This window comes from Salinivibrio sp. VYel1 (genome assembly GCF_009377945.1).
Classification (GTDB): Bacteria; Pseudomonadota; Gammaproteobacteria; order Enterobacterales; family Vibrionaceae; genus Salinivibrio; species Salinivibrio siamensis.
Genome location: NZ_RSAM01000003.1, coordinates 190152 through 215267 on the forward strand (window position 1 = coordinate 190152; position 25116 = coordinate 215267).

Consider the following 25116-nt stretch of genomic DNA (forward strand, 5'->3'; position numbering starts at 1 on the left):
CATAAACGTGTGGTTTATTTCTTTTTCTTCGCTTTCGGGTTAGGCATATCAGTGATTGAGCCTTCAAACACTTCTGCAGCCAAACCAACCGATTCGTGCAAGGTGGGGTGAGCGTGTACTGTCAAGGCGACATCTTCGGCATCACAACCCATTTCGATGGCAAGACCGATTTCACCCAGCAGCTCACCGCCGTTGGTACCCACGACGGCACCACCAATCACACGGTGGGTGTCTTTGTCGAAGATCATTTTGGTCATACCGTCTGAACAGTCAGACGCAATCGCACGACCTGAAGCCGCCCATGGGAAGGTCGCCACTTCGTAGTTAATGCCTTCTTCTTTACACTCTTTCTCAGTTTTTCCGACCCAAGCCACTTCTGGCTCAGTGTACGCAATCGATGGGATCACTTTTGGATCGAAGTAATGCTTCTTACCTGAGATAACCTCTGCCGCCACATGGCCTTCGTGTACACCTTTGTGCGCCAGCATAGGCTGACCCACGATGTCACCAATCGCATAGATGTGCGGCACGTTGGTGCGCATTTGCTTATCAACATTGATAAAGCCACGATCGTCGACTTCAACACCCGCTTGGCCCGCATCAAGCAGTTTGCCATTCGGGCTACGGCCGATAGCAACCAAGACAGCGTCATAGCGTACAGGCTCTGCTGGGGCTTTCTTGCCTTCCATGGTGACGTAGATGCCGTCTTCTTTGGCTTCTACCGCGGTCACCTTGGTTTCCAGCATGAGGTTCATCTTCTTGCTGATGCGCTTGGTAAAGACTTTGATCACATCTTTATCTGCCGCAGGGATCACCTGATCGCACATTTCGACCACATCAACCTGTGAGCCGAGTGCGTGGTAAACGGTTCCCATCTCTAGACCAATGATACCGCCACCCATTAACAGCATTTTTTCAGGCACTTCTTTGAGCTCAAGCGCGTCGGTGGAGTCCCAAATGCGTGGGTCATCATGCGGGATAAATGGCAGCTCGATTGGACGAGAGCCAGCCGCGATGATGGCATTATCAAAGTTGATGGTAGTGCTTTCTTCCCCTTCGACTAACAGGGTGTTGGCACCAGTGAAACGGCCTGTGCCATTAACGACTGTCACTTTACGCTGCTTGGCCATACCGCCTAAGCCGCCCGTCAGTTGACCAATAACCTTATCTTTCCAAGAACGGATCTTGTCGATATCGGTTTGTGGTTCGCCGAATACCACGCCGTGCTCGGCCATGGCTTTGGCTTCTTCAATCACTTTGGCAACGTGAAGTAGGGCTTTAGATGGAATACAGCCGACGTTTAGACACACACCGCCAAGGTTGTTGTAACGTTCAACCAATACGGTTTCCAAACCTAGGTCGGCACAGCGGAAAGCGGCGGAGTATCCAGCAGGACCAGCGCCAAGGACGACGACTTGCGCTTTGATTTCTTTACTCATTCTGACCTCGTTATAGTCTTATTCCCTGACAGGCTAAGAGCGGTAATTTTTTATTGTTGTGGGTATCTGGGAGCCACAGTTTACAGCCATGTTAATGGGCTGAAAAATAAAAACCCATAGCCTGTGAGCTGCACAACAATTCCCGACCGACCTTTAACCGGCCAGTCGGGTTGTTGGTATTGCGATTAGAGTACCAAACGGCGAATATCAGACAGTAAGCCGTTGAGGTAGCTAATAAAGCGCGCGCCCTCGGCACCGTCAATCACACGGTGGTCGTAAGACAGCGATAGCGGCAGCATTAGGCGAGGTTCAAAGTCCTTACCGTTCCATACTGGCTTCATTTCTGACTTAGACACGCCCAAGATAGACACTTCTGGTGCATTAACGATTGGCGTAAACGCCGTACCGCCGAGCCCCCCTAGGCTAGAGATGGTAAAGCAACCACCTTGCATGTCAGAGGCCGTTAGCTTACCGCCACGGGCTTTCTTCGATACCACCATCAGCTCTTCAGATAGCTCGTGGATGCCTTTCTTATTCACGTCTTTAAAGACAGGCACGACCAGACCGTTTGGTGTGTCAACCGCGATACCGATGTTGACATACTTCTTCATGATCAGGCTTTCACCATCTTCAGACAGTGACGCGTTGAATGAAGGGAAAGCTTCCAGCGCTTTAGCAGCCGCTTTCATGATGAACACCAATGGGGTGATCTTCATGCCTGACTCTTTCTTCTTCTCGATCGCGTTTTGCTCTTTACGGAACGCTTCAACTTCAGTGATATCGGCGTTATCCCACTGGGTCACGTGCGGGATCATTACCCAGTTACGTGCCAGGTTCGCACCCGAGATCTTCTTGATGCGAGACAGTGGTTTTTCTTCCGTTTCACCGAATTTGCTGAAGTCGACTTTCGGCCAAGGTAGCAGACCCAGTGCACTACCGTCGCCTGAGCCAGATGCTGCGCCAGATTCAAGACGCTTAAGCGCCTCTTTCACGTAGCCTTGCACGTCTTCTTTCAGTACACGTCCTTTACGGCCAGTGCCTTTGACTTTTGCCAAGTTAACACCGAATTCACGCGCAAGACGACGCACAACAGGTGACGCATGGGCGTACTCTTTGTTTTCGACAAACTCGTCTTTACCGGCATCAGCTTTAGCCGCTGCAGGTGCTTCCGCTTTTGGCGCTGGCGCAGATTTTTCCTCTGCAGCAGGTGCCGCGGCAGGTGCTGCTGGTGCGCTACCGGCGACTTCGAACACCATGATGTGCGAGCCGGTAGACACTTTATCGCCCGCGGCGATTTTGATTTCTTTAACCGTACCCGCAAACGGTGCCGGCACTTCCATCGACGCTTTGTCGCCTTCAACGGTGATCAGAGACTGTTCTTCTTCAACCGTATCGCCTACAGCGACCATGATGTCAGTCACTTCAACTTCATCACCGCCAATGTCAGGAACGTTTACATCTTTTGCTTCTGACGCAGCGGCGGCAGGTGCAGCCTGTGCTGGCACCTCAGCAGGGGCACTGCTGCCGACTTCAAACATCATGATAAGAGAGCCGGTTGACACTTTGTCACCCGAAGCAATCTTGATCTCTTTGACAGTCCCTGCAAACGGTGCTGGCACTTCCATTGAGGCTTTATCGCCTTCAACGGTGATCAGTGATTGCTCTTCTTCGACGCTATCGCCTACCGCCACCATGATCTCGGTGACTTCGACTTCATCGCCGCCGATATCAGGCACGTGCACTTCTTTGATTTCTGACGCAGCCGCTGGAGCAGCAGGGGCAGCTGGCGCCGCCTCTTGCGCGGGCGCACTTGGCGCGGCGTCTTCTGCTTCAAAGATCATCATCAAAGAGCCGGTGGTCACTTTGTCACCTTCGGCAATTTTAATTTCCTTGACCACACCCGCTTGTGACGCAGGGACTTCCATGGATGCTTTATCACCTTCAACGGTGATTAACGACTGCTCTTCTTCAACCTTGTCACCCACGCTGACAAGGATCTCAGTCACTTCTACTTCATCCGCACCGATGTCAGGTACATTAATCTCGATTGACATTATTTCAGCCTCTTACGCGAACAGCGGGTTTACTTTGTTGGTATCGATGTCGAATTTTTTGATCGCTTCTGCGACCACTTTTTTGTCAACATCGCCACGCTTAGCCAGCTCATTAAGTGCCGCCACAACCACATAGCCTGCGTTCACTTCGAAGTGACGACGGAGGTTTTCGCGGCTGTCAGAACGACCAAAGCCGTCAGTGCCCAGTACTTTGTAGGATTCAGCTGGGATAAACGCACGAACTTGGTCAGCATAGTTCTTCATGTAGTCAGTCGCAGCGATAGCTGGCTCTGTGCCCATGACCGTTTGGATATAAGGCACTTTGCTTTCTGCATCTGGGTTCAGCATGTTGAAACGATCCACATCCTGACCGTCACGTGCTAGCTCGTTGAACGAGGTCACGCTGTAAACGTCAGACGCCACGCCGAATTCGTCGCTCAGCAGTTTCGCCGCTTTGCGCACTTCGGTCATGATGGTGCCCGAGCCCATTAGCTGGACTTTCGCTTTGTCGCCCGTGTAGGTTTCTAGCTTGTAGATACCTTTGCGGATACCTTCTTCCGCGCCCTCAGGCATGGCTGGCTGATGATAGTTTTCGTTCATCAGCGTCAGGTAGTAGTAGATGTTTTCTTGGTCAGGGCCGTACATGCGACGGATACCGTCTTGCATGATCACCGCCACTTCGTACGCGAAGGTTGGGTCGTAAGAAACACAGTTAGGTACCGTGCTCGCCAGGATATGGCTGTGACCGTCTTCGTGCTGTAGACCTTCACCGTTAAGCGTTGTACGACCGGCAGTGGCACCCAATAGGAAACCACGTGCTTGTTGGTCACCCGCCATCCACGCCATGTCGCCAACACGTTGGAAGCCGAACATTGAGTAGTAGATGTAGAATGGGATCATGGGCAGATCATTAGTGCTGTAAGAGGTCGCCGCGGCTACCCACGATGACATCGCACCGAGCTCGTTGATCCCTTCTTGCAGTACCTGACCGCCTTGGTCTTCTTTGTAGTAAGACACCACACCGCGGTCTTCTGGAGTGTAAGTCTGACCGTGTGGGTTGTAGATACCTACTTGACGGAACAGACCTTCCATACCAAAGGTACGCGCTTCGTCGGCAATGATTGGCACAATGTTTTTGCCAATGCTTTTGTCTTTCAGCAATACATTCAAAGAGCGTACAAAGGCCATGGTGGTGGAGATATCACGCTTCTGCTCAGACAGCAGGGCTGAGAAATCGTCCAGTTCTGGCAGTGTCAGTTCTTGCGTAAATTTCGGCAGACGCTGTGGAGTATAACCGTGAAGTGCCTTACGACGTGCGTGCAGGTATTCGTACTCGGCAGAGCCTTCTTCCAACTTTAGGTACTTCAGGTTTTGTACATCGTCGTCAGACAACAAGTCTTGTAGGCCAAGACGATCACGCATCGCGTGAACATGGGTCATGTCCATTTTCTTGACTTGGTGCGCGATGTTTTTCCCTTCAGCCGCTTCACCCATGCCATAACCTTTTACGGTTTTCGCCAAGATCACGGTTGGACGGTCATTGCACTCTTGTGCTGCTTTGAAGGCAGCAAACAATTTAGATGGCTCGTGGCCACCACGCTTAAGTGCAAAGATCTCTTCGTCAGTCATGTCTGCAACCAAGGCTGCCGTTTCTGGGTACTTGCCGAAGAAGTGTTCGCGGACGTAAGCGCCATCTTTCGATTTGAACGTCTGGTAATCACCGTCGATGGTTTCATTCATCAACTGCAGCAATTTACCTGAGGTGTCTTTGGCCAGCAGTTTGTCCCAGCCAGAGCCCCAAACCACTTTGATCACGTTCCAGCCAGCGCCTTTAAAGAGGCCTTCCAGCTCTTGAACGATTTTACCGTTACCCATCACAGGGCCATCAAGGCGCTGCAGGTTACAGTTAATCAAGAAGCAGAGGTTATCCAGTTTTTCACGCGCCGCAAATGACAGCGCACCGCGTGATTCTGGCTCATCCATCTCACCGTCACCAAGGAACGCATAAACACGCTGCTCAGAGGTGTCTTTCAGGCCACGACCGTTGAGGTATTTGAGGAAACGCGCTTGATAGATAGACGCAATGGGACCCAGACCCATAGATACGGTTGGGAACTGCCAGAACTCAGGCATCAGTTTCGGGTGCGGATATGAAGACACCCCTTTGCCATCGACTTCCTGACGGAAGTTGTCGAGCTGCTCTTCGCTCAAGCGGCCTTCAACAAACGCACGCGCATAGATACCTGGAGAAATATGACCTTGATAGTACACCAGGTCGCCACCGTCTTTCTCGTTAGGCGCACGGAAGAAGTGGTTAAAGCAGGTTTCATAAAATGCCGCCGAAGACTGGAATGATGCCATGTGGCCACCCAGCTCTAAATCTTTCTTGGACGCACGCAACACGATCATGATTGCGTTCCAACGAATGATAGAACGGATACGGCGTTCCAGATTCACATCACCTGGGTAAGCAGGTTCTTGATCAGCAGGAATGGTATTTACATAGTTGGTGGTCACGCCCGTTGGCATGTCAACACCGTCTAAACGTGCTTGCCCTAATACTTGCTCCAGAAGGAACTGGGCACGTTCTACACCTTCTTCACGAACGACTGACTCAAGAGCTTGCAACCACTCTTGTGTTTCAAGTGCGTCCACGTCATGTTTCATGACTTCAGACATGGCGATCTATCCTTTCGTTGATTGACTCGTACAAAACAAACGTTGTCGCAGCTGCAGTGCCCTTCGCGTTTTTATCGGTGCGAATAAGGCTACTCCAACTCGTCCTTGCGTTGTTGAATTCGACGTAGAGACCGTTCGCGACGGCTTTCTTCTCGACCAAGATCCAACAGAGTTTCCTCAATGTAAGCCAAGTGTGCATGCGACGCTTGTCGGGCTTTTTCTGGCTCGCCAGCGGTAATCGCATCCACTATCTCAGCTCGGTGTCGGCTGACGTTTTCCACCGTCTCTTGACGGCGATAAAGTAGCTCAAAATTTTGCAAAATATTCTGTTCCAGTAACGGCGCGAGACTGCGCATGATGTGAAGTAACACCACATTATGCGCCGCTTCCGTTACGGCAACGAGATACTGCATCACAGCCGATGCTTCTGCCTCTAAGTCCCCATTTTGCTGCGCTTGGCGAATGGCGTCATGACAGTCTTCAATGCGAGAGAAATCCTCTTCTGTGCCCCGTAGTGCGGCAAAATAAGAAGAAATACCCTCCAAGGCATGTCGTGACTCCAGTAAGTCAAGCTGGGTTTCTGGATGGTCCGCCAATAACTCTAGCAGTGGCTCAGAGAAGCGTTGCCAAAGGCGTTCACTGACAAAGGTGCCGCCACCTTGCTTGCGCGTCAGTAGCTTTTTGACTTCCAGCCGTTGAATCGCTTCGCGCACTGACGGGCGAGACACATCAAATTGCGTCGCTAACTCTCGTTCAGGCGGTAACTTCTGGCCTGGAGACAAGGTCCCTTCCAGAATTAAGCCTTCGAGCTCTTTTTCAATTACATCTGAGAGTTTAGGTTGACGAATTCGCTGATATGCCATTGTATTTATTGACCATCCGCACCCTAAGCTTGGCGCTTAATTGCAGAAACTGACTGATTGTAAATTGGTAAGACCAATTACTTTATTGATCCCTAAAGTTACCAGACAGCGGGTATTCTGTCCACCTGAACTTTGATTGACATCATGGAAACCTGTGTATTTTTAGCCTGACAGCCACGAATACTCCGCCCTTCAAAATTGGTCAGACCATTTAGATCAATCAACGCAATAGGCATTTAAATCAGCGCGTGTAACTTTTTCCAGTCAAACGCCGCGCCAGGATCCGTTTTTCGTCCTGGGGCAATATGTTGGTGTCCTGTGATTCGATCACGGGTAATGGCTGGGTAGTACTGCATCAGCGTCTGCGTGATCGCCGCTAACGATTGGTACTGCTGATCGGTGTATGGATGTGTGTCTGTGCCCTCTAGCTCAATACCGATAGAAAAATCGTTACATTGCTGCCGACCGTCAAAACACGAAGCGCCAGCATGCCATGCACGCGCACTGAATGGTACAAACTGGATCACACTTCCATCTCGTCGGATCAGTAGGTGGGCAGAGACGCGAAGCGATGCGATCTCGGCAAAGTAAGGGTGTTCAGCCGGATCGAGGTGCCCCTGAAAAAACTGTTCAATATAGGGACCGTCAAACTGACCGGGCGGCAGGCTGATATTGTGGATCACCAGCAAGGAGATATCGTTACTCTCCGGGCGTTGGTTATGATGAGGAGACAGGCAAGCGCGCGCGCCTACCAACCAATGATTGTCAATCTGTGAAAAAGACATACCCGATCCGCTTGAGCAAAATCGCTACTTTATCTGGTCAGTCGGTAGATTGGAATACAAGCAACAACGCGCTGTCGGATGGGTTTTGGCGTAATACATGGCGGCATCTGCTTGATTCATCATCTGCTGTAGCTCGAGTCCATCCGTTGGGAAGCAACTCACGCCGATACTAATGGCCAAAGACAATGAGGTCTCGGCAACCTGTATTGGCGCATGCATTTCGTCTTGGATACGTGTGATCACTTCATTCAACGCCGATTTGTCGGCTAACAAATCCAGCCAGACAATGAACTCATCACCGCCCAAGCGGCCAACCAAATCAGATCGACGCACAGATTGTTTCAAGCGCTGACTGACCACCTTGAGAAGCTCATCTCCCACACCATGTCCATAGGTGTCGTTCACTTGCTTAAAGTTATTCAAATCAATAAACAGTAAGGCAGCGTTCGTTTGGGCGCGATTAGCGCGCATTAACGCCACTTCAACATGCGATTCAAACGCACGCCGATTGAATAAGCCCGTCAACTCGTCGTGTTCGGCAAGGAATTTAAGTTGGTGTTGCTGTTCACGAAGCTGTTGGGTTTGGCGTGCGACTTCTTCGCTCAACTGTTTTTTGTCCACCATGGTATGGCTCAGCGCACGCTTCATCTCATTGACATGATCAGCCAACTCAGTCAGCTCATCTTTGTCAGTCAAGGTTAATTCAGTGGTTAAGTCACCTTGCTTTATTTGTGTAATCGTCGAATGCAATGCTTTTAGGCGGTGTGTTAACCGTCGCCGCAAGCTGGTCACAAACATGGTCACCAACAAGGCTAACACCACCAGTACGCCACCATGTACGACTAGCAGGGTTTTCTGTTGCTGCCCCGACTGGTGCATGACTTGCTGACGCACCGAAAAAGCGGTTTCACTCATCGCCTGCAGTAACACATTAAAACGTGAAAACAGCATCAAACGCCTGTCATCCACAGAGGGATCATCATCTAATTGCTCGGCGGTAATGCCCAATAGGCGATCAATGCTGTTTGCCGCGAGTCGGATCGACTGCGCGGACTGCGGCGGTAACGCCTCTTCATCACTGCTTAACTGCGCCCGCAATGCGTTGGTTGACTGATGGACATCTTGACGTGTTTGCGTGCTGGGGTATTGGCGATACAACCATAGACGGCCTCGCAGACTATCAATCTGCGAATGCACCGCCACGATGCTGTCTAACCGTGCTTGGATTTGATTTTGCTTATAAAAAAGCTCCACCGTAATTAACAGCGTAACGAAAGTGAGCGCCGTGCAAGCATACACAACGATACTGAGCTGCTGACCAATCCTCATTCTAATAAACTCACTTTTTGCGTGGCCTCAACCAAGGGGCCTGGGTTGAGTATGTGGCGGAATGACGGCGTGTTCCCTTCAACTAAACCCGCCTCTTGCGCCCATCGCGCTTGGTTTTTTAACCGCAGTAACAATGAGTCATTCAATGAAAGGCGAAATAAGTAATCTTGCCATAGCCAGCTGAGTTTATCGTCTGACATGTCAAGATACGCGGAGACCTGTGCCTTCGCTCGCTCTGGGTGCTGATGAATAAAGCTCACCGCGTCGTCTAAGGCACTGACAACCCGTTGCATGTCCTGGTGTTGCTTATTGACGAGCAAGCGATCACTGACTAACAGAAAAGAGAGGCTGTGCAAGCCTTTACTGTCAAGCGACTGTACCGGCTGGTTAGACTGCCTGAGTAGCTGATAGCCATAGGGCTCCCATATGGCTATCGCATCCACTTTCTCATCTAGGAGCGCGTTGGGCAGTGCTTCGGGGGGATAATCAACTTTTTCCACCTGATCTCTAGGAATGTCGTGCAATTGCAGCAAGGAATCAAAGAAATATTCACTGGCACTCGACGCAACAATGCCAACGCGTGCCTTGTCGAGCGCGTCCACCAGCGAGCCGCTAATCTCACGGCGAATAGACCAGAGTTTTACGTCGTTATCTGACTCGACAAAGCTAGTTAGCACATTAAAGTCATCGCGCTCAAAACTGTTAAACATCACCACCGTCTCTGAGGTAGTGGCTAAGTCCACTTCCCCTGACATCAAGGATTGAAAGCTTTTTACGCCCCCATGAACCGGCTTTAGCGTCATGTCGATGCCCTGCTTTTTAAACAAACCTTGCTCCTTAGCCACAATAATCGGTGCCGATAAGGGGGTAAGCGAGACGGCGATGGTCAGTGACGATAATGGCTCGGACACCGGAGGTCTGAGTTGCTGCCAAGCACGAAACCCAATGAACGCGATCGCTATCATGGCCACCAGCGCTAACCCTCGCTTCATGGCATCACCTCTTTGACTGTTCCTGCCTAAAGTGTAGACAAGTTAAAAGACAGAATATGATTAAAAAGATAGACGAATACGGGGAAACGAGAGAGAAAAGCTGCATTTCGTTATCACCAGCGTTATCATTCGACCACTTTTTGATGACCGCGGTAAGCCATGATGACATCGACCCCTTTTCATGCTGTCCATGACAGCGAGCGCCGCCTGGCCTATCTCACCTCTCACCTCAGCGCCGACGTGACCCGCGCGGTGACCGACGCACTGCGAGAAGATCTGGGTGGCGAGATCGACGCCAGTAAAGACATAACCGCCAGCCTCATTCCGGCAGACTCAGTATCCACCGCCACATTGATCACCCGAGAAGATGGCGTTTTCTGTGGCCGTGCCTTTGCGGATGAAGTGTTTCATCAGCTCGGTGGCGAAGTCACCTTGACGTGGCATGTCGAGGACGGCGACGCCATCACCGCCAACCAATCGCTGTGTACCTTACAGGGACCCTCGCGTGTCTTGTTGACCGGTGAACGCAATGCGATGAACTTTATTCAAACCCTCTCTGGGTGTGCGAGTAAGGTCGCCACCTATGTGGCAGCGCTCAACGGCACCCACACCAAATTGCTCGACACGCGTAAGACCATTCCGGGACTGCGCAGTGCCCTCAAATACGCTGTTGCCTGCGGTGGTGGCCATAACCATCGTATTGGTGTGTTTGATGCTTATTTGATCAAAGAGAATCATATTCTCGCCTGTGGCGGGATAGAGAACGCCGTCAAAGCGGCGCGCCGACTTAATCCTGATAAACCGGTCGAAGTAGAAACCGAAACCCTGGATGAGCTGCAACAAGCGATTAACGCAGGCGCCGATATTGTCATGCTGGATAACTTTAGTGTGCCGATGATGCGTGAAGCGGTGGCGTTAAACCAAAACCGCGTTGCGCTGGAAGTCTCGGGCAATGTCACCCTAGAGACGCTGGCAACATACGCCGCCACCGGGGTGGATTATATTTCTGTCGGCGCACTCACCAAGCACGTGACTGCGCTCGATTTATCCATGCGTTTTCAATAATACGTACGCTCGCTCAGATTCGACCAGGCCGCCCACGATGGGCGGCCTTTTTTATCGCGCTTTCGTGACAAAAAATTTGTTGTCAGTCGAATACTACAGTAGAAAAAAACACCATTACATCCGGCTTTTACCCTTCACTCTCAAACTCATATTCGCCCTCTTTTTTGCGTCACACACCAGCGTAAAGTCGCTGCACTCGCGGCCACCGCGTTGGCGGCCGACCATCATTGAGAGGAGAAATATAGGATGAAAAAGCAACAAGGGTTTAGCTTGATTGAGTTACTGATCGTCGTCGGCATTATCGCAGCGCTATCGGCTATCGCCGTTCCCGCTTATGTTAATAAACAGAAAATTGCTGAATTTAACTCAGGGTTAGCATCAGGCCGTGCTCTCCTTACACGGTTAGATCTTTATTTGGATGAAAATAGTGGCGATTCATTGAATAAATTTAAAAAAGCCTTGGGTGACGCTAAGAACCTAGGCGAGCTGGCAACAGTCAAGGTCTCGGGCCCTAAAGAAGGCGAAGATGATAAAGGGACTGAGCTGAAAGTCTCGTTTAATAATAATAGCTCGATTAACGGAACAGAAATTACCTTTGAGAAAAACAAGCTTGCTTGGGTATGTAAATACACAACGAAAGAAACTTTCGATGATGGTGATATTAAAGGATGTAAAAAAGCATAAGCAGCCAATGATCCCAACCGCTCCGTTATATCAATCTGGTTTGTTGAGTGATGCCCAGCGCCATACGTTGGGCATTGGCGACAATGTGTCGCTCAGCCTCGCGCATTTACTCGATGCAGGCGTTGACCCCACCGCGCTCGCCCACACCCTCGCGAGTCAGCATCACCTTCCGTTCGTGGAGAGCCATCAGTATCCGTTTAAAGACACCTGCTATGCCCTAGATAGGCGCGATTTGATTCAGCGTCATCAAGTGCTGCCGCTTGCTCAGCAAGGCCAAGAGCTACTGCTCGGCGTCAGTGACCCAGATAACACAGAGGCGGTCGCCGACTTTCGCTTTTCTACTGGGCTCAATGTTCGTTTGGTAGTGCTCAGTCAGCCGGATTTGGATGCCGCGCTGCGTCACTTGTACGGCGAAGATATCGATGGCACCCACGATGGCATGACTATCAGCGATCAGGACTTAGTCGCCCTGACCGTCACCGATAGCCCGCAAGAAGACAGCACCGAGCTACAAAGCGATCAGGCGCCGATCAGTCGCTACATTCAGCAGATCTTGGTGGATGCAGTGCGTAAAAACGCCTCCGACGTGCACTTTGAGCCCTTTGAGCAGCACTACCAAATTCGCTTTCGCCAGGACGGTTTATTGCACACCTATGCTCATCCTCCTGCGGGGGTCTCGCGGCGGCTGTCGACTCGACTCAAAATCTTAGCCCAACTTAATATTGCCGAGCGACGCTTACCACAAGACGGACGCATCAAGCTGACCCTTACTGCCGATCACACCGTCGATATGCGCGTCTCCACCTTACCGACCGTGTGGGGAGAGAAGGTGGTGGTGCGCTTGTTGAATAACGGCCAGCAGCAACTGACGCTGCATGATTTAGGCTTAACCGAGTGGCAGCGCCGGCACTATCAAGAGGCACTGGATAGACCGCAAGGCATGATTTTGTTTACCGGCCCAACCGGAAGCGGCAAAACCGTCTCTTTGTACAGTGGGTTAAAGTATCTCAATCAGCCCGAGCGTAATATTGCCACCATCGAAGATCCGGTTGAGATCCAGCTAGAAGGCGTCAACCAAGTCAACGTCAACACGGCCATTGGTTTAGATTTTGCCACCGCACTCCGTGCCTTTTTGCGTCAAGATCCCGATGTGGTGATGGTGGGGGAAATTCGCGATCTCGACACCGCTGAAATCGGGATCAAGGCCGCGCAAACCGGTCACCTGGTGTTATCAACCCTGCATACCAATTCAGCGGCCGAGAGCATCACCCGTTTAGCCCATATGGGCATTGCGCCCTACAATCTTGCTAGCTCTCTGAGCTTGGTAGTGGCCCAGCGTTTAGTACGCCGTTTATGCCCTATTTGCAAACAACCGCATCCGTCTGGTGATCCTCGCCTTCAGTTCTTGGCTAACCTCTATCCGTCTCTAACCCCAAGTACTCTGTACCAGGCTAACCCCCACGGCTGTTATCAGTGCTATCAGGGCTATCAAGGCCGCACAGGGGTATACGAGGTGCTTCCCGTGACCGAAGCCATTGCTGACGCCATTTACCGCAATGCCAGTGCCATTGAACTGACCCAACTGGCTACCGAAGAAGGCATGTGGCGGTTGGCCGACTCTGGCGTTGCCAAACTCAACCAAGGGAGCACCAGTATTCAAGAACTTACCCGCGTTATTCAACTTGCCTAAGGAGTCGTCATGGCCAAACCCACCCTGTTTATCTTTCATTGGCGCCAAGCCGCCGCAAGCGGCGAAAAACAAGGGCAAGTATTCGCCTATACCGAGCGAGATGCACGCCAAGAGCTAGCCAACCAATCTATTGTCCCCAGCCGCCTTATTCGCCGCCGACTATCGAGCTTTCAGCAGCGTCGTCATAAAGCCAAAGCAGCAGATATCACCCAATTTTCCCGCGATCTCACCACCTTGCTTGAGTCTGGGATCCCTATCGTGCAAGCCCTCAACCTCATCGCGCTCAATCAGGTCAAAGCCGAAATGCGCTTACTGGTGCGTCATATCCGCCAGCAACTGGAGGCGGGTACCAATTTGAGTGATGCGTTGGCGCACGCAAGTCCCTTGTTTGATCGCTTTTATTGCGATTTAGTCGCAACGGGCGAGCAAACCGGGCAACTGCCGGAGATCTTTGCTCGCCTGACTCTATACCGTGAAAAGCAGGCGTTGCTTCGCAGTAAAGTCATCAAAGCCATGATCTATCCCAGCATCGTGGTCAGCGTGGCATTAGGCGTCAGTGCCTACCTGCTGGTATTCGTGATCCCGAAGTTTAAACATATTTTTGACTCCTTCGGGGCAGAACTGCCTTGGCTCACCCAACAAGTGCTCGCCTTGTCTGATATCGTCAGTCAGCACGCCTTAACCATGACTGTTGTCGTAGCGGGCCTTGCCGCTGCGCATCAATTACTGCAGCGTAAAAACGCGACCTACCGATATCACTATGACCGCTGGCTGCTCAAATTCCCCGTCATTGGTGAAGTGATTGGCAAAGCCTGCATTGCCAAATTTTCTCGCACCTTAGCCACCACCTTTAGTGCCGGTATTCCGTTACTCTCTGGCTTGCAAGCCGCGACGAAATCCATGACCAACGCGTATTATGTTCACGCGCTTAACGCCGTGCATCAGCACACGGCCACTGGTATTCCGCTTTACCAAGCCTTGCGCGACAGTAATAGCTTCCCTGTGATGGTGACGCAAATGGTAATGATTGGCGAAGAGTCGGGATCGCTCGATGATATGCTCAATCGCATCGCACAAATCTATGAAGCCGAGGTCGACAACACCGTGGACAATCTCGGTAAAATCATTGAGCCCCTGTTAATTTTAGTGCTAGGGCTATTAATTGGCGGCTTAGTGGTGGCCATGTATCTACCCATTTTTAATCTGATGTCTGTTCTTGGCTAGCCAAGATAGAGTCTCTCGCGACAAGGCGCTATGATGCGCACAAGGTTCATGCCCAGAAGGTACCATGTTGATATTCTCATCACCGTTATTCATTTTTTTTGCTGGCTTATTTGGTCTGATTGTCGGTAGCTTTTTAAATGTGGTCATCGCGCGCGTGCCAATCATGATGGCGCGGCGTTGGCGGCAAGAATGCTTGGCCACGTTTCCCGATGCTAATATTGACGCCCCTAACGCGCAGCGCTTTGATTTGTGTCTTCCCGCCTCACACTGCCCAGATTGTCAGCAGCCGATTGCGTGGTACGATAATATTCCTTTGCTCAGTTGGCTGATGTTAAAAGGCCGCTGCCGTCAGTGTGGCACGATGATTAGTCCGCGCTACCCACTGGTCGAGGTCACCAGTGCTATTGTCTGTGTGTTACCGGCATGGCTTATTTCCTCACCGGCGTGGGCCGTCGCGGTGATGGCGGCCAGCCTCACTTTGCTGGCGCTGACCCTCATTGATTGGGAAACCCTGTTGCTGCCCGATCAGCTTACCCTGCCACTCCTTTGGGCTGGGATCGCTCTCGCACTCTTGGGGATCAGCCCTGTCTCACTCACAGACAGTGTCATCGGCGCCATGACAGGCTACCTCAGCCTATGGAGCCTCTTTTGGGCATTCAAGCTGACCACTGGCAAAGAAGGCATGGGCTATGGTGATTTTAAACTGTTTGCGGCACTGGGCGCTTGGGTCGGTTGGCAAGCCTTACCGCTACTGATTTTACTCGCCTCACTGAGTGGCGCCATCGTCGGGGCACTATTACTGCGCCAACAACAAAAAAGTCTGCAACACGCGTTTGCCTTTGGCCCCTTTATTGCTGTCGCAGGCTGGCTAAGTCTGCTTTGGGGCGACAGCCTGTTACACTGGTACCTTTCACAAATTCTAGGAGTACGCTAATGGCCGTTGTGATCGGGTTAACCGGAGGGATTGGCAGTGGTAAAAGCACGGTTGCCAACCGTTTTGCCGCCAAGGGCATTGATATTATTGATGCCGATGTGATCGCCCGTGAGGTGGTTGCTCCCGGTAGTGATGGTCTGGCCGCGATTGTCGCGCGTTTTGGCACGCCGGCATTAACCCCAGATGGCAGCCTAGATCGTGCCTGGCTTCGTGAGCGAGTGTTTAGTCATCCAGACGACAAGCAATGGCTCGATAACCTGCTTCATCCCATGATCCGCCAACGCATGATCCAAGCCTGTGCGCAGGCCAGTTCAGCGTATTGTTTGCTTGTGGTGCCCTTGTTAGTAGAGAATAACCTGACGTCATTGGCGCAACGGGTGTTGGTCGTCGATGTTGACGAGCAAACACAAATCGCGCGCACGCTCGCGCGTGATCACGTGAGCGAACAACAAGTTCACGCGATTTTGGCCGCACAAGCCAGTCGCTCACAACGCCTCGCCGTCGCCGATGATGTGATCGATAATACGCAAACCGAAGCGGAACTTGATCGGCAAGTTGATGCCTTACATCACACGTATTTAACCTTGGCAACCCAGGCAAACGTCGACCCATAGTCGGACAGGACAGCTAAACGCTTATGACCAGCCTCACTTTGTATGAACACCCACTCAATGAACAGGTGCGAATTTACTTGCGCCTGGAGTACCTGCTCTCTCAACTGGACGAAGTGAGCGGGCTTTCTGCGCCCTGCCACCATATTCAATTTTTCCGCAGCCTGTTTGACCTACAGGAGATTTTAGAGCAGGTGCAAGTGAAAGCGGATCTCGCCAAGGATTTGGACAAACTCAAGAAAAAACTCAAAGCCTGGGCTGACGTCCCCCAAGTCGATCAGACACAGCTCAACCAGCTACTCGATCAACTCGCCGCACACCAACGCGCGGTATTGCAAGCCAAACGCTTCGGCCAAGCGTTAAAAGAAGATCGCTTTTTAACCAGCATCAAGCAGCGCTTTTCGATTCCAGGGGGGAGCTGTAGCTTTGATCTACCCAATTTCCATTACTGGCTCCATCAACCGCTTGCCGCACGACAAAGTGCGATTCAGGCCTGGATGGAAACCCTAGCACCATTACGCCACGCTTTGGCGTTCTGGCTGCAGCTCACGCGTGAAAGCGCACACGGGGGAACCGCCAACGTCCAACAAGGCTTTTACCAGCAAGAGGCGGATGGAGCCTGCTTAATTCGGCTTAAGATATCCCCTGATCTTGGGGTTTACCCGTTAGTGTCTGGGCACAAAAACCGCTTCGCGATCCGCTTTATGCCATTTGACGACGATCACGAGGTCGCCGACAATATGTCTGTTCATATCAGTGTTTGTTAAGGAGATCCACGTGAGTGATGCCCCTACCGTTGTCAAATGCCCAACATGCCAACAGCCTGTGGTTTGGGGAGAGGTCAGCCCACATCGTCCATTTTGCAGTAAACGCTGTCAGTTGATTGATTTGGGAGAATGGGCCAGTGAAGAAAAAGCCATCCCCGGGGCCCCTGACCTTTCTGATGATGATCTCTGGTCAGAAGGGCAGCACGAGTAAACGCTCTGCCCCTGTTCACTTTTCTCCAACGCCTCTCTCGCGCTCAGAACCGAGCGCGAATTTTTTCTAATACCGCATCGTTGGCCTCGGGAAACGGATAGTTATCCAATTCGGCAATCGGTGCCCAAATACCCTCCTGCCCCTCACAGCCTTGCGGCTCGCCCTCAAAGTCACAGACCAAGAAAAAATCCAAACTTAATGCTTTGTCGGGAAAGTCAAAGTCCAACGATATAAAGGGGCTGACCGCTTTTGCTGTAATCCCGACTTCTTCGTTTAATTCACGCAGCAGTGCCCGTTGCGGGGTTTCACTCCCCTCAATTTTTCCGCCAGGAAATTCCCACTTTCCCCCTTGATGCGCGTGAGCATGGCGGCGAGTGATAAAGACTTTGTCTTGTGTCGGATTAACAATAATGCCAGCGGCAATACTTACCCGTTTCATGGTCTCTCCTGATAATAAAAAAAGGCCGATAAACGGCCTTTTTGATAATGCATGGTCAGGGCTTAGATTCTACCGTGACATTGCTTAAATTTCTTCCCTGATCCACAAGGACAAGGCTCATTACGACCAACTTTACGTCCATCACGCACCACGGTTTCGTTGCCGCTGCCACCTTGTTCGGCGCTGTCGCTATCATCAAACTGGTTATCAGCTTGCGCATGGTTAACTTGCTGCTTTTGCGCGGCCTGCTCTGCGCGCGCTTTGCGCTCGGCTTCCATACGCTCAACGTCATCCGGCTGCTGAACACGCACTCGGCTAAGCGTTGTCACCACATCGGTTTTCAGCGCTTCTAGCATGCCCTCAAACAGCTCAAACGATTCGCGCTTGTACTCTTGTTTCGGGTTCTTCTGCGCATAGCCACGTAAGTGAATACCTTGACGGAGGTGATCCATCGCCGCGAGGTGCTCTTTCCAAAGCGTATCCAAGGTTTGCAGCATCACTGCTTTTTCAAAGTTACGCAGGGTTTCTGCCCCTACCGCCTCTTCTTTGCCTTTATAAACCTCGATCAAGGCCGTCAGAATGCGCTCGCGCAACAACTCTTCATACAGCTTGTCGTCTTCATCTAGCCATTGCTGAATCGGCAATTCGAGATCAAAATCCGCTTTAAGGCGCTTTTCAAGGCCAGCAATATCCCACATTTCTTCTAGCGATTGTGGCGGAATGTACTGGTTCACAATGTTATTAACCACATCCTCGCGGTTGTGCTCGATCATTTCGCTGATATCTTCTGACACCAGTAACGCGTCACGCAGCTCGTACACCACTTTGCGCTGATCGTTGGCGACATCATCAAACTCGAGCAGTTGCTTACGGATGTCAAAGTTACGCCCTTCTACTTTTCGTTGTGCGTTTTCAATGGCTTTATTGACCCATGGGTGCTCAATGGCTTCGCCTTCGGCCATCCCTAATCGTTTCATCATGTTAGAGACTTTTTCTGAGGCGAAGATCCGCATCAAAGAATCTTCCATCGACAAATAGAAACGGGTTGAGCCTGGGTCACCTTGACGACCAGCACGACCACGCAGCTGGTTATCGATACGACGAGATTCATGACGCTCAGTACCAATGATATGCAGGCCACCCGCTTCAACGACCTGGTCATGAAGCTGCTGCCATTTTTCTTTCGCCGCTTCTACTTGCGCATCGGTCGGGTTTTCAACATCACCCAGCACTTGTTTCCAGCTACCACCCAACACGATATCGGTACCGCGACCGGCCATGTTAGTGGCGATCGTTACCGTGCCTGGGTAACCGGCTTGCTCAACAATATCGGCTTCATGGGCGTGGAATTTGGCGTTGAGCACTTGGTGCTTGATACCATCTTTTTTCAAGGCATTCGATAACAATTCAGATTTTTCAATCGATACCGTTCCGACCAATACCGGTTGACCGGCTTTGGCACGTGTTTTGATGTCTTCCGCAATAGCGGCAAACTTTTCTTTTTCGGTCATGTAGACCTGATCGGCGTGATCTTTACGCACCATTGGGCGGTTAGTCGGGATAACCACGGTGTCTAGGCCATAGATAGACTGGAATTCGAACGCCTCGGTGTCCGCGGTCCCTGTCATGCCTGAGAGTTTGTCATACAAACGGAAGAAGTTTTGGAAGGTGATCGAGGCCAGCGTTTGGTTCTCGTTTTGAATTTTCACCCCTTCTTTGGCTTCCACCGCCTGGTGTAAGCCTTCTGACCAACGACGTCCCGGCATGGTACGCCCAGTGTGCTCATCCACGATGATGACTTCATCGTCTTTAACGATGTAATCAACGTCGCGCTCAAACAAGACGTGCGCGCGTAATGCGGCATTAATATGATGAATCAGGCTGATATTTGCCGGTGAGTACAGCGTATCGCCGTCTTCCATCAAGCCGTTTTTCTTGAGCAAGTCTTCGACAAACTCTTGACCATTTTCGGTCATGTACACTTGCTTGGCTTTTTCATCGACCGTGAAGTGGCCATCACCTTGATAGTCTTCGGTATCTTCTTGCTCTTGCTGTTTCAGGCTTGGGATCAAGGCATTGATACGCTGATACATCTCCGAGCTGTCTTCTGCTGGCCCAGAAATAATCAGAGGCGTACGCGCCTCATCAATGAGGATCGAGTCAACCTCATCGACAATCGAGAAATAGCGATCGCGTTGCACACGGTCTTCTGCTCGAAACGCCATGTTGTCACGCAAATAGTCAAAGCCGAACTCGTTATTGGTACCGTAAAGTACATCACACGCATAAGCGGCTTTTTTCGCCTCCGGCGGCATGTTGGGGACATTGACGCCCACCGTCATTCCTAAAAACTCAAACAACGGACGGTTGGTTTCGGCATCACGTTCCGCCAAATAATCATTCACCGTCACAATGTGAACCGCTTTTCCGGTCAGGGCGTTCAAATAAGAAGGTAGCGTCGCGGTCAGGGTTTTACCTTCACCGGTGCGCATTTCCGCAATCTGACCATTGTGGAGTACGATACCGCCGACCATTTGCACGTCAAAGTGGCGCAGGCCAAATACACGCTTAGAGGCTTCTCGTACAGTGGCAAAGGCTTCAGGAAGGAGGTCATCAAGCTCGGCACCTTGATCAAGGCGCTCGCGGAATTCAACGGTTTTCGCTTTCAGCGCATCATCATTCAATGCTTCAAATTGGGGTTCGAGTTTGTTGATTTCATCAACAACTTTTCTCAGCCGACGCAAGGTGCGGTCATTACGGCTTCCGATAACTTTAGTCAGGACTTTCGATAACATGGCGTTGCCGGTACTCTTTTTAATGGTTTTCCCACATGGGCGGCCGCTACACTGCCTCTATGCTGGCGTGTTTCAGTTCAAACGCGGGTTGGCTTAAGCTCATCGATTCAACACAAGATGCCAAAACGCATCTACCTTAAGTGGAGCCAAATCGGACAGAATTCAAGGGCGATGACGCCACTTCACAACGATTTCCACGTGACTGAATGTAAATGTGGTAGATGGCACGGAAAAAATACGCCGCCATCGCCTTACCCATGCGACACTTACCTGTGAATGGTTTTTTCACTCTACGGTGATCACCTCAGGACATACCGATATATCAACCCGGTAGGCTACATGCCGAGGTGGAGCATGTATGATAAGGTAAATTACTTTCACATCCTATGACAAATCCAATACTCAAGGGATCAATTAGCGAAAATTAGACGCTGTGCGCCCGTTCAGGCGCCGAATTGATGACAAAAAAGGCAGTTATTGCGCGATGAGAGACCACCGTCCCCGCTCTACCCTCCATCTGTTGGAGAGCGACCCCAATAATATTGCTCAGCGAGCGGTTGAGCTCGCCAAGCTAAACAAGCTGATCTTAGCCTTGTTACCCGGTGAGACATCAAAAGCTTGCCGCGTCGCCAATTATCGTGATGGCGTATTGGTGGTAGAAGCCGGTAGCGCCGCCTGGGCGATGCGACTGAACTACGAACGACAACATTTATTGTCGGTATTACGTCAAAAAGGGCTGGCAAGCCTAACAACCATTGAAGTGAAAATTAACCCGGCACTCGCCGCCGCCGATCGAGAAGACAAAGAAACCGCGCCGTCCCGCCACCTTAGTCAAGCCTCGGGTGAGTTACTGCGTGCACTAGGTGACAATGCCTCTCCCAAACTAAAAGCACGGTTCGAGGCGTTGGCCAAACTCGCCGAGGATCAAAAAAAGCCAGAGTGAGCTCTGGCTTTTTATCTATCAATCTCTGGGTATTAGCGGTTTATTCTGCCTCAGTATGGTGCATTGCGCTGTTACCGTGCAACCGCCTACCGCATCAGACAGGGCTTAGGCCAAGACCATCCCCGGCTCAGCAAATGCGACCGGTGAGGTGTCGGTTTCTTCAAACGTGACCCACTCCCAAGCTTCTTGATCGGCCAAGACCGCGCGCAACAGTTTGTTGTTCAGTGCATGGCCCGATTTGTACGCGCGCATCTCACCGAGGATACTGTGGCCACACATGTAAAGGTCACCGATAGCGTCCAACACCTTATGCTTGACGAGTTCGTTGTCAAAGCGCAGGCCTTCTTCATTCAAGATACGATAATCGTCCAGCACGATGGCACAGTCAAAGCTGCCGCCCAGACACAAATTTTGTGACTGCAGGTACTCGATGTCACGCATAAAACCGAAGGTACGAGCCCGGCTCAAGTCTTTAATAAAAGACTGGCTTGAAAAGTCTAGTACCAGGTTTTGTTGCTCAGATTCAATCGCGGGGTGGTCGAATTCGATAGCAAAATCAAGACGGAAGCCGTTATACGGCAGCAACTCCGCCCATTTGTCATCGTCTTCAATGCGAACAGGCTTTTTAATGCGAATGAACCGTTTTGGCGCGTTTTGGACGTCGATACCCGCAGACTGCAGCAAAAAGATGAACGGGCTTGAACTGCCATCCATAATTGGAATTTCTGGCGCGTCCACTTCGATAATAATGTTATCGATCCCCATGCCTGCAATTGCTGCACTGAGATGCTCAACGGTTGAGATGCGAACACCCGCGTCATTGACTAAGGCGGTGCACAACATGGTGTCGCGCACATCCTCAGGGTTAGCCGGAAAATCGACCGGTGGCTCCATGTCTGTGCGACGGTAAATCACACCGGTATTGGCAGGAGCCGGACGCAGAGTAAGCGTAACCTTACGCCCAGAGTGGAGACCCACACCAGTCGTTTGGACCATACTTTTCAATGTTCGCTGTCTAATCATCGGCTTATCTCAACTTTTTCTCAAAAAAGTGTGCTCTGTGTCACTCATTACCCTGTCACCTTAGACAAGGGGAGCGTGATGGTAGCACATCACTGGCTACAAACCAAGCAATTGCGATTAGTCAGCTTGTTTACGCAAAAACGCAGGAATATCGAGATAATCATGCTCGGTCTGCGATTTTGGTGCTGCATTCGAAGACGATGCAGCAGGCTGCTCTTTCGCCGCAGGGTTTGCACTTGCCGCCTGAGGTTTCTCTTGCAAAGGCTGTGCCTTTTTCGGCTCTGCCTGTGCTTGCCCAGACTGTGAGTTGGTCACCAAGGTGATATCTGGCTTACGCTCATTACCAATTCCGGTGGCCACGACAGTCACACGCAGCTCGTCGCTCATCTCTGGGTCCATCGATGTCCCAATCACCACAGTCGCATTGTCTGATGCAAACGCTTTGACGGTGTTACCCACGGTCTCAAATTCATCAAGACGCATATCAAAGCCTGCGGTAATATTCACCAGCACACCGCGCGCACCGGCTAAGTCGATGTCTTCAAGAAGCGGGCTAGAAATGGCCATTTCTGCTGCCTCTTCCGCGCGATCTTCGCCGGTTGCCACGCCGCTACCCATCATCGCGTGTCCCATCTCTGACATCACAGTGCGGACATCCGCAAAGTCGACGTTGATGTGACCTGGGCGCGTGATTAACTCGGCGATCCCTTGCACGGCGTTGCGTAGCACGTCGTTTGCTTTGGCAAAGGCATCGAGCAATGTAATCCCACGACCTAGCACTTTAAGCAGTTTTTCGTTCGGGATCGTAATCAGCGAGTCAACATGTTTTGACAGCTCTTCGATACCTTGCTCTGCAAAAGCGAGTCGCTTTTTACCCTCAAAGCTGAATGGTTTAGTGACCACAGCAACGGTCAGGATTCCCATTTCTTTCGCGATTTCCGCAATAATGGGGGCTCCGCCGGTTCCTGTACCACCGCCCATTCCGGCTGCGATAAATACCATATCGGCACCTTCGAGCTCAGCTTTAATCGCATCGCGATCTTCAAGGGCAGAATCTCGACCTACTTGTGGGTTAGCCCCCGCACCTAGGCCTTTAGTGATATCACCACCAATTTGAATGACCGTGCCTACGCTGCTTTTACGTAGTGCTTGGGCATCCGTGTTAATGCTAATAAAGTCAACCCCTTCGATTGACTCACGCACCATATGCTCAACGGCGTTACCACCGCCACCGCCAATGCCGACGACCTTAATCACCGCATCGTCAGACATTTCCATCATCGGTTCAAACATGAGTTCTCTCCGTCCTTCCTGTTCGCATCAGGGTTAAAATTCTTTCTTAAACCAGCTACTCAGCTTGTTTATCCAGCTAGCCACAGCCCGCTTTTGTTCTGGTTCACTCGTTTCTGTCAGCAAGCTCTCTTTGCCGTAGTGTAAAAGCCCAACCGCGGTTGCATAACAAGGCGCTTGCACATAGTCGGTCAATCCGGTGACATTCACAGGTTGCCCCACTCTTACTTGGTTTTGGAATACGCGTTCTGCACATTCCACCAAGCCATGCATTTGTGATGCGCCCCCAGTGAGCACAATTCCCGCTGCCATTTGATGTTTAACACCATCGCTACGCAGCTTTTCTTGGATAGCGACCAGCTTTTGGTTCACCAGACCCAAAAGCTCTGAGCAACGCGGCTCAATCACCTCTGACAAGGTTTGTCGCTGCAATGTCCTTGATGGGCGTCCTCCCACACTTGGGACATTCACTTTGGCATCCTTGTTCACCAACTCACTCAATGCACAGCCATATTTCACTTTAATGTCTTCTGCATCGGCCAGTGGTGTGCCAAAGGCATAGGCAATATCACTGGTAATCACATTGCCCGCATAGGGGATCACTTCGGCATGGCGGAGGGCACCTCCTGTCCACACGGCAAGATCCATGGTGCCGCCGCCGATATCGACGACACAGACACCTAGCTCTCGCTCATCCGGTGTGATCACGGCATGACTTGCTGAAAGCCCGGAGAAAATCAGTTGATCAACGCTAAGACCACAACGTTCGACTGCTTTCTCAATATTTTTTGCGGTGTCATTGTGACATGTGATGAGGTGCACACTCGCTTCCATCCTCACCCCGGATAACCCGAGCGGATTTTTGATCCCTTCTTGATAATCAATTTTGTATTCTTGTGGGATCACATGCAGCACGCGCTGCTCATCACTGATTTTGACCGACTTCGCGGTATGAATCACATTGTCTATGTCGTCTTGGGTAACATCTTCATCCGATATTGTCCCCATCCCTCTCTCAGTTTGGCAGTGAATATGCTTCCCTGACAAAGAAAGATAGACAGAGCTGATTTGGCAATCTGCCATCATCTCGGCTTCATTCACCGCACGCTGAACAGATTTAACCACAGACTCTAAGTCGTTAACGCCACCTTTATCCATGCCGCGAGAGGGACTACTGCCCACACCCAGCACGTTGATCGTGCCATCTGGCAGCACTTCACTGACCAGGGTAGACACTTTGGACGTCCCTATATCGAGCCCAACTATCAGTGACTTGTCTGTCGTTTTATTCATTCAACC

At 51.2% G+C, this 25116-nt stretch carries 21 protein-coding genes; 9 read left to right on the forward strand and 12 right to left on the reverse strand.

Translation table 11 applies throughout. The features are described from left to right. Positions 1–14: 14 nt before the first annotated feature. The 7 genes from lpdA to EHW58_RS04800 all read right to left on the reverse strand — a co-directional run bounded on the left by lpdA (position 15) and on the right by EHW58_RS04800 (position 10141). Positions 15–1439 carry a dihydrolipoyl dehydrogenase gene (gene lpdA / locus EHW58_RS04770; protein ID WP_046073988.1) on the reverse strand — a complete coding sequence of 475 codons (1425 nt, stop codon included), beginning with the start codon at positions 1437–1439 and terminating at the stop codon, positions 15–17. Positions 1440–1624: 185 nt separating this feature from the next. After that, positions 1625–3493, reverse strand: coding sequence for a pyruvate dehydrogenase complex dihydrolipoyllysine-residue acetyltransferase (gene aceF, locus EHW58_RS04775; protein ID WP_152795054.1), 1869 nt, complete (start codon positions 3491–3493; stop codon positions 1625–1627). Positions 3494–3505: 12 nt separating this feature from the next. Then, positions 3506–6172 (reverse strand): pyruvate dehydrogenase (acetyl-transferring), homodimeric type, encoded by a 2667-nt coding sequence (gene aceE / locus EHW58_RS04780; RefSeq protein WP_152795056.1) that lies wholly within the window; start codon positions 6170–6172, stop codon positions 3506–3508. An 89-nt stretch (positions 6173–6261) separates the two neighbouring features. Beyond that, positions 6262–7035 carry a pyruvate dehydrogenase complex transcriptional repressor PdhR gene (gene pdhR, locus EHW58_RS04785; protein WP_046073985.1) on the reverse strand — a complete coding sequence of 258 codons (774 nt, stop codon included), beginning with the start codon at positions 7033–7035 and terminating at the stop codon, positions 6262–6264. Positions 7036–7271: 236 nt separating this feature from the next. Further along, a complete protein-coding gene (gene ampD / locus EHW58_RS04790) occupies positions 7272–7820 on the reverse strand; it encodes a 1,6-anhydro-N-acetylmuramyl-L-alanine amidase AmpD (protein WP_077606094.1) in 549 nt (182 codons plus the stop codon). Between the two features lie 24 nt (positions 7821–7844). Further along, complete coding sequence (locus EHW58_RS04795) at positions 7845–9149, reverse strand: diguanylate cyclase domain-containing protein (protein WP_077606093.1); 1305 nt, start codon at positions 9147–9149, stop codon at positions 7845–7847. Beyond that, entirely contained in the window at positions 9146–10141 is a 996-nt protein-coding gene (locus EHW58_RS04800; protein WP_152795058.1) for an ABC transporter substrate-binding protein, read from the reverse strand. Before EHW58_RS04800 ends, EHW58_RS04795 begins: the two co-directional genes overlap by 4 nt. A gap of 159 nt (positions 10142–10300) precedes the next feature. On the opposite strand from EHW58_RS04800, the gene nadC reads away from it, so the two are divergent. The 8 genes from nadC (at position 10301) to yacG (ending at position 17327) form a co-directional block, all read left to right on the forward strand. Then, entirely contained in the window at positions 10301–11206 is a 906-nt protein-coding gene (gene nadC, locus EHW58_RS04805) for a carboxylating nicotinate-nucleotide diphosphorylase (RefSeq protein WP_046073983.1), read from the forward strand. Between the two features lie 246 nt (positions 11207–11452). Then, complete coding sequence (locus EHW58_RS15960) at positions 11453–11890, forward strand: prepilin-type N-terminal cleavage/methylation domain-containing protein (protein WP_152795060.1); 438 nt, start codon at positions 11453–11455, stop codon at positions 11888–11890. Continuing rightward, positions 11856–13580: a type IV-A pilus assembly ATPase PilB gene (gene pilB / locus EHW58_RS04815; RefSeq protein WP_370517144.1), complete on the forward strand. Its 1725-nt coding sequence runs from the start codon at positions 11856–11858 to the stop codon at positions 13578–13580. The genes EHW58_RS15960 and pilB overlap by 35 nt, the downstream gene beginning before the upstream one ends. Before the next feature lie 9 nt (positions 13581–13589). After that, a complete protein-coding gene (locus tag EHW58_RS04820) occupies positions 13590–14804 on the forward strand; it encodes a type II secretion system F family protein (RefSeq protein ID WP_046073981.1) in 1215 nt (404 codons plus the stop codon). A gap of 64 nt (positions 14805–14868) precedes the next feature. Then, a complete protein-coding gene (locus tag EHW58_RS04825; protein WP_046073980.1) occupies positions 14869–15738 on the forward strand; it encodes an A24 family peptidase in 870 nt (289 codons plus the stop codon). After that, positions 15738–16352 carry a dephospho-CoA kinase gene (gene coaE, locus EHW58_RS04830; protein WP_152795062.1) on the forward strand — a complete coding sequence of 205 codons (615 nt, stop codon included), beginning with the start codon at positions 15738–15740 and terminating at the stop codon, positions 16350–16352. The genes EHW58_RS04825 and coaE overlap by 1 nt, the downstream gene beginning before the upstream one ends. 23 nt (positions 16353–16375) lie before the next feature. Next, entirely contained in the window at positions 16376–17116 is a 741-nt protein-coding gene (gene zapD, locus EHW58_RS04835) for a cell division protein ZapD (RefSeq protein ID WP_077667360.1), read from the forward strand. 10 nt (positions 17117–17126) lie between these two features. Next, positions 17127–17327, forward strand: coding sequence for a DNA gyrase inhibitor YacG (yacG, locus tag EHW58_RS04840; RefSeq protein WP_069363361.1), 201 nt, complete (start codon positions 17127–17129; stop codon positions 17325–17327). A 43-nt stretch (positions 17328–17370) separates the two neighbouring features. Here yacG and mutT read toward each other — a convergent pair whose 3' ends face one another. Further along, the gene (gene mutT / locus EHW58_RS04845) at positions 17371–17766 is read right to left on the reverse strand and encodes an 8-oxo-dGTP diphosphatase MutT (protein WP_077606085.1); all 396 of its coding nucleotides are present in this window, start codon (positions 17764–17766) and stop codon (positions 17371–17373) included. A gap of 62 nt (positions 17767–17828) precedes the next feature. Continuing rightward, on the reverse strand, positions 17829–20561 hold the full coding sequence (gene secA, locus EHW58_RS04850) for a preprotein translocase subunit SecA (protein ID WP_077606084.1): 2733 nt from the start codon (positions 20559–20561) through the stop codon (positions 17829–17831). A gap of 484 nt (positions 20562–21045) precedes the next feature. On the opposite strand from secA, the gene EHW58_RS04855 reads away from it, so the two are divergent. Then, on the forward strand, positions 21046–21504 hold the full coding sequence (locus tag EHW58_RS04855; protein WP_046073974.1) for a DUF721 domain-containing protein: 459 nt from the start codon (positions 21046–21048) through the stop codon (positions 21502–21504). A 105-nt stretch (positions 21505–21609) separates the two neighbouring features. Here EHW58_RS04855 and lpxC read toward each other — a convergent pair whose 3' ends face one another. From lpxC to ftsA, 3 genes are all read right to left on the reverse strand, one after another. Then, positions 21610–22527, reverse strand: coding sequence for a UDP-3-O-acyl-N-acetylglucosamine deacetylase (lpxC, locus tag EHW58_RS04860; RefSeq protein ID WP_046073973.1), 918 nt, complete (start codon positions 22525–22527; stop codon positions 21610–21612). A 117-nt stretch (positions 22528–22644) separates the two neighbouring features. Continuing rightward, positions 22645–23820 (reverse strand): cell division protein FtsZ, encoded by a 1176-nt coding sequence (ftsZ, locus tag EHW58_RS04865; protein WP_046073972.1) that lies wholly within the window; start codon positions 23818–23820, stop codon positions 22645–22647. Positions 23821–23853: 33 nt separating this feature from the next. After that, complete coding sequence (gene ftsA, locus EHW58_RS04870; protein WP_046073971.1) at positions 23854–25110, reverse strand: cell division protein FtsA; 1257 nt, start codon at positions 25108–25110, stop codon at positions 23854–23856. Between the last annotated feature and the right edge of the window lie 6 nt (positions 25111–25116).

Excerpts from the sequence above, each read along its gene's own strand:
- lpdA (WP_046073988.1), bottom strand. The coding sequence starts at position 1,439 with ATGAGTAAAGAAATCAAAGCGCAAGTCGTCGTCCTTGGCGCTGGTCCT.
- aceF (WP_152795054.1), bottom strand. The coding sequence starts at position 3,493 with ATGTCAATCGAGATTAATGTACCTGACATCGGTGCGGATGAAGTAGAA.
- aceE (WP_152795056.1), bottom strand. The coding sequence starts at position 6,172 with ATGTCTGAAGTCATGAAACATGACGTGGACGCACTTGAAACACAAGAG.
- pdhR (WP_046073985.1), bottom strand. The coding sequence starts at position 7,035 with ATGGCATATCAGCGAATTCGTCAACCTAAACTCTCAGATGTAATTGAA.
- ampD (WP_077606094.1), bottom strand. The coding sequence starts at position 7,820 with ATGTCTTTTTCACAGATTGACAATCATTGGTTGGTAGGCGCGCGCGCT.
- EHW58_RS04795 (WP_077606093.1), bottom strand. The coding sequence starts at position 9,149 with ATGAGGATTGGTCAGCAGCTCAGTATCGTTGTGTATGCTTGCACGGCG.
- EHW58_RS04800 (WP_152795058.1), bottom strand. The coding sequence starts at position 10,141 with ATGAAGCGAGGGTTAGCGCTGGTGGCCATGATAGCGATCGCGTTCATT.
- nadC (WP_046073983.1), top strand. The coding sequence starts at position 10,301 with ATGATGACATCGACCCCTTTTCATGCTGTCCATGACAGCGAGCGCCGC.
- EHW58_RS15960 (WP_152795060.1), top strand. The coding sequence starts at position 11,453 with ATGAAAAAGCAACAAGGGTTTAGCTTGATTGAGTTACTGATCGTCGTC.
- pilB (WP_370517144.1), top strand. The coding sequence starts at position 11,856 with ATGATGGTGATATTAAAGGATGTAAAAAAGCATAAGCAGCCAATGATC.
- EHW58_RS04820 (WP_046073981.1), top strand. The coding sequence starts at position 13,590 with ATGGCCAAACCCACCCTGTTTATCTTTCATTGGCGCCAAGCCGCCGCA.
- EHW58_RS04825 (WP_046073980.1), top strand. The coding sequence starts at position 14,869 with ATGTTGATATTCTCATCACCGTTATTCATTTTTTTTGCTGGCTTATTT.
- coaE (WP_152795062.1), top strand. The coding sequence starts at position 15,738 with ATGGCCGTTGTGATCGGGTTAACCGGAGGGATTGGCAGTGGTAAAAGC.
- zapD (WP_077667360.1), top strand. The coding sequence starts at position 16,376 with ATGACCAGCCTCACTTTGTATGAACACCCACTCAATGAACAGGTGCGA.
- mutT (WP_077606085.1), bottom strand. The coding sequence starts at position 17,766 with ATGAAACGGGTAAGTATTGCCGCTGGCATTATTGTTAATCCGACACAA.
- secA (WP_077606084.1), bottom strand. The coding sequence starts at position 20,561 with ATGTTATCGAAAGTCCTGACTAAAGTTATCGGAAGCCGTAATGACCGC.
- EHW58_RS04855 (WP_046073974.1), top strand. The coding sequence starts at position 21,046 with ATGAGAGACCACCGTCCCCGCTCTACCCTCCATCTGTTGGAGAGCGAC.
- lpxC (WP_046073973.1), bottom strand. The coding sequence starts at position 22,527 with ATGATTAGACAGCGAACATTGAAAAGTATGGTCCAAACGACTGGTGTG.
- ftsZ (WP_046073972.1), bottom strand. The coding sequence starts at position 23,820 with ATGTTTGAACCGATGATGGAAATGTCTGACGATGCGGTGATTAAGGTC.
- ftsA (WP_046073971.1), bottom strand. The coding sequence starts at position 25,110 with ATGAATAAAACGACAGACAAGTCACTGATAGTTGGGCTCGATATAGGG.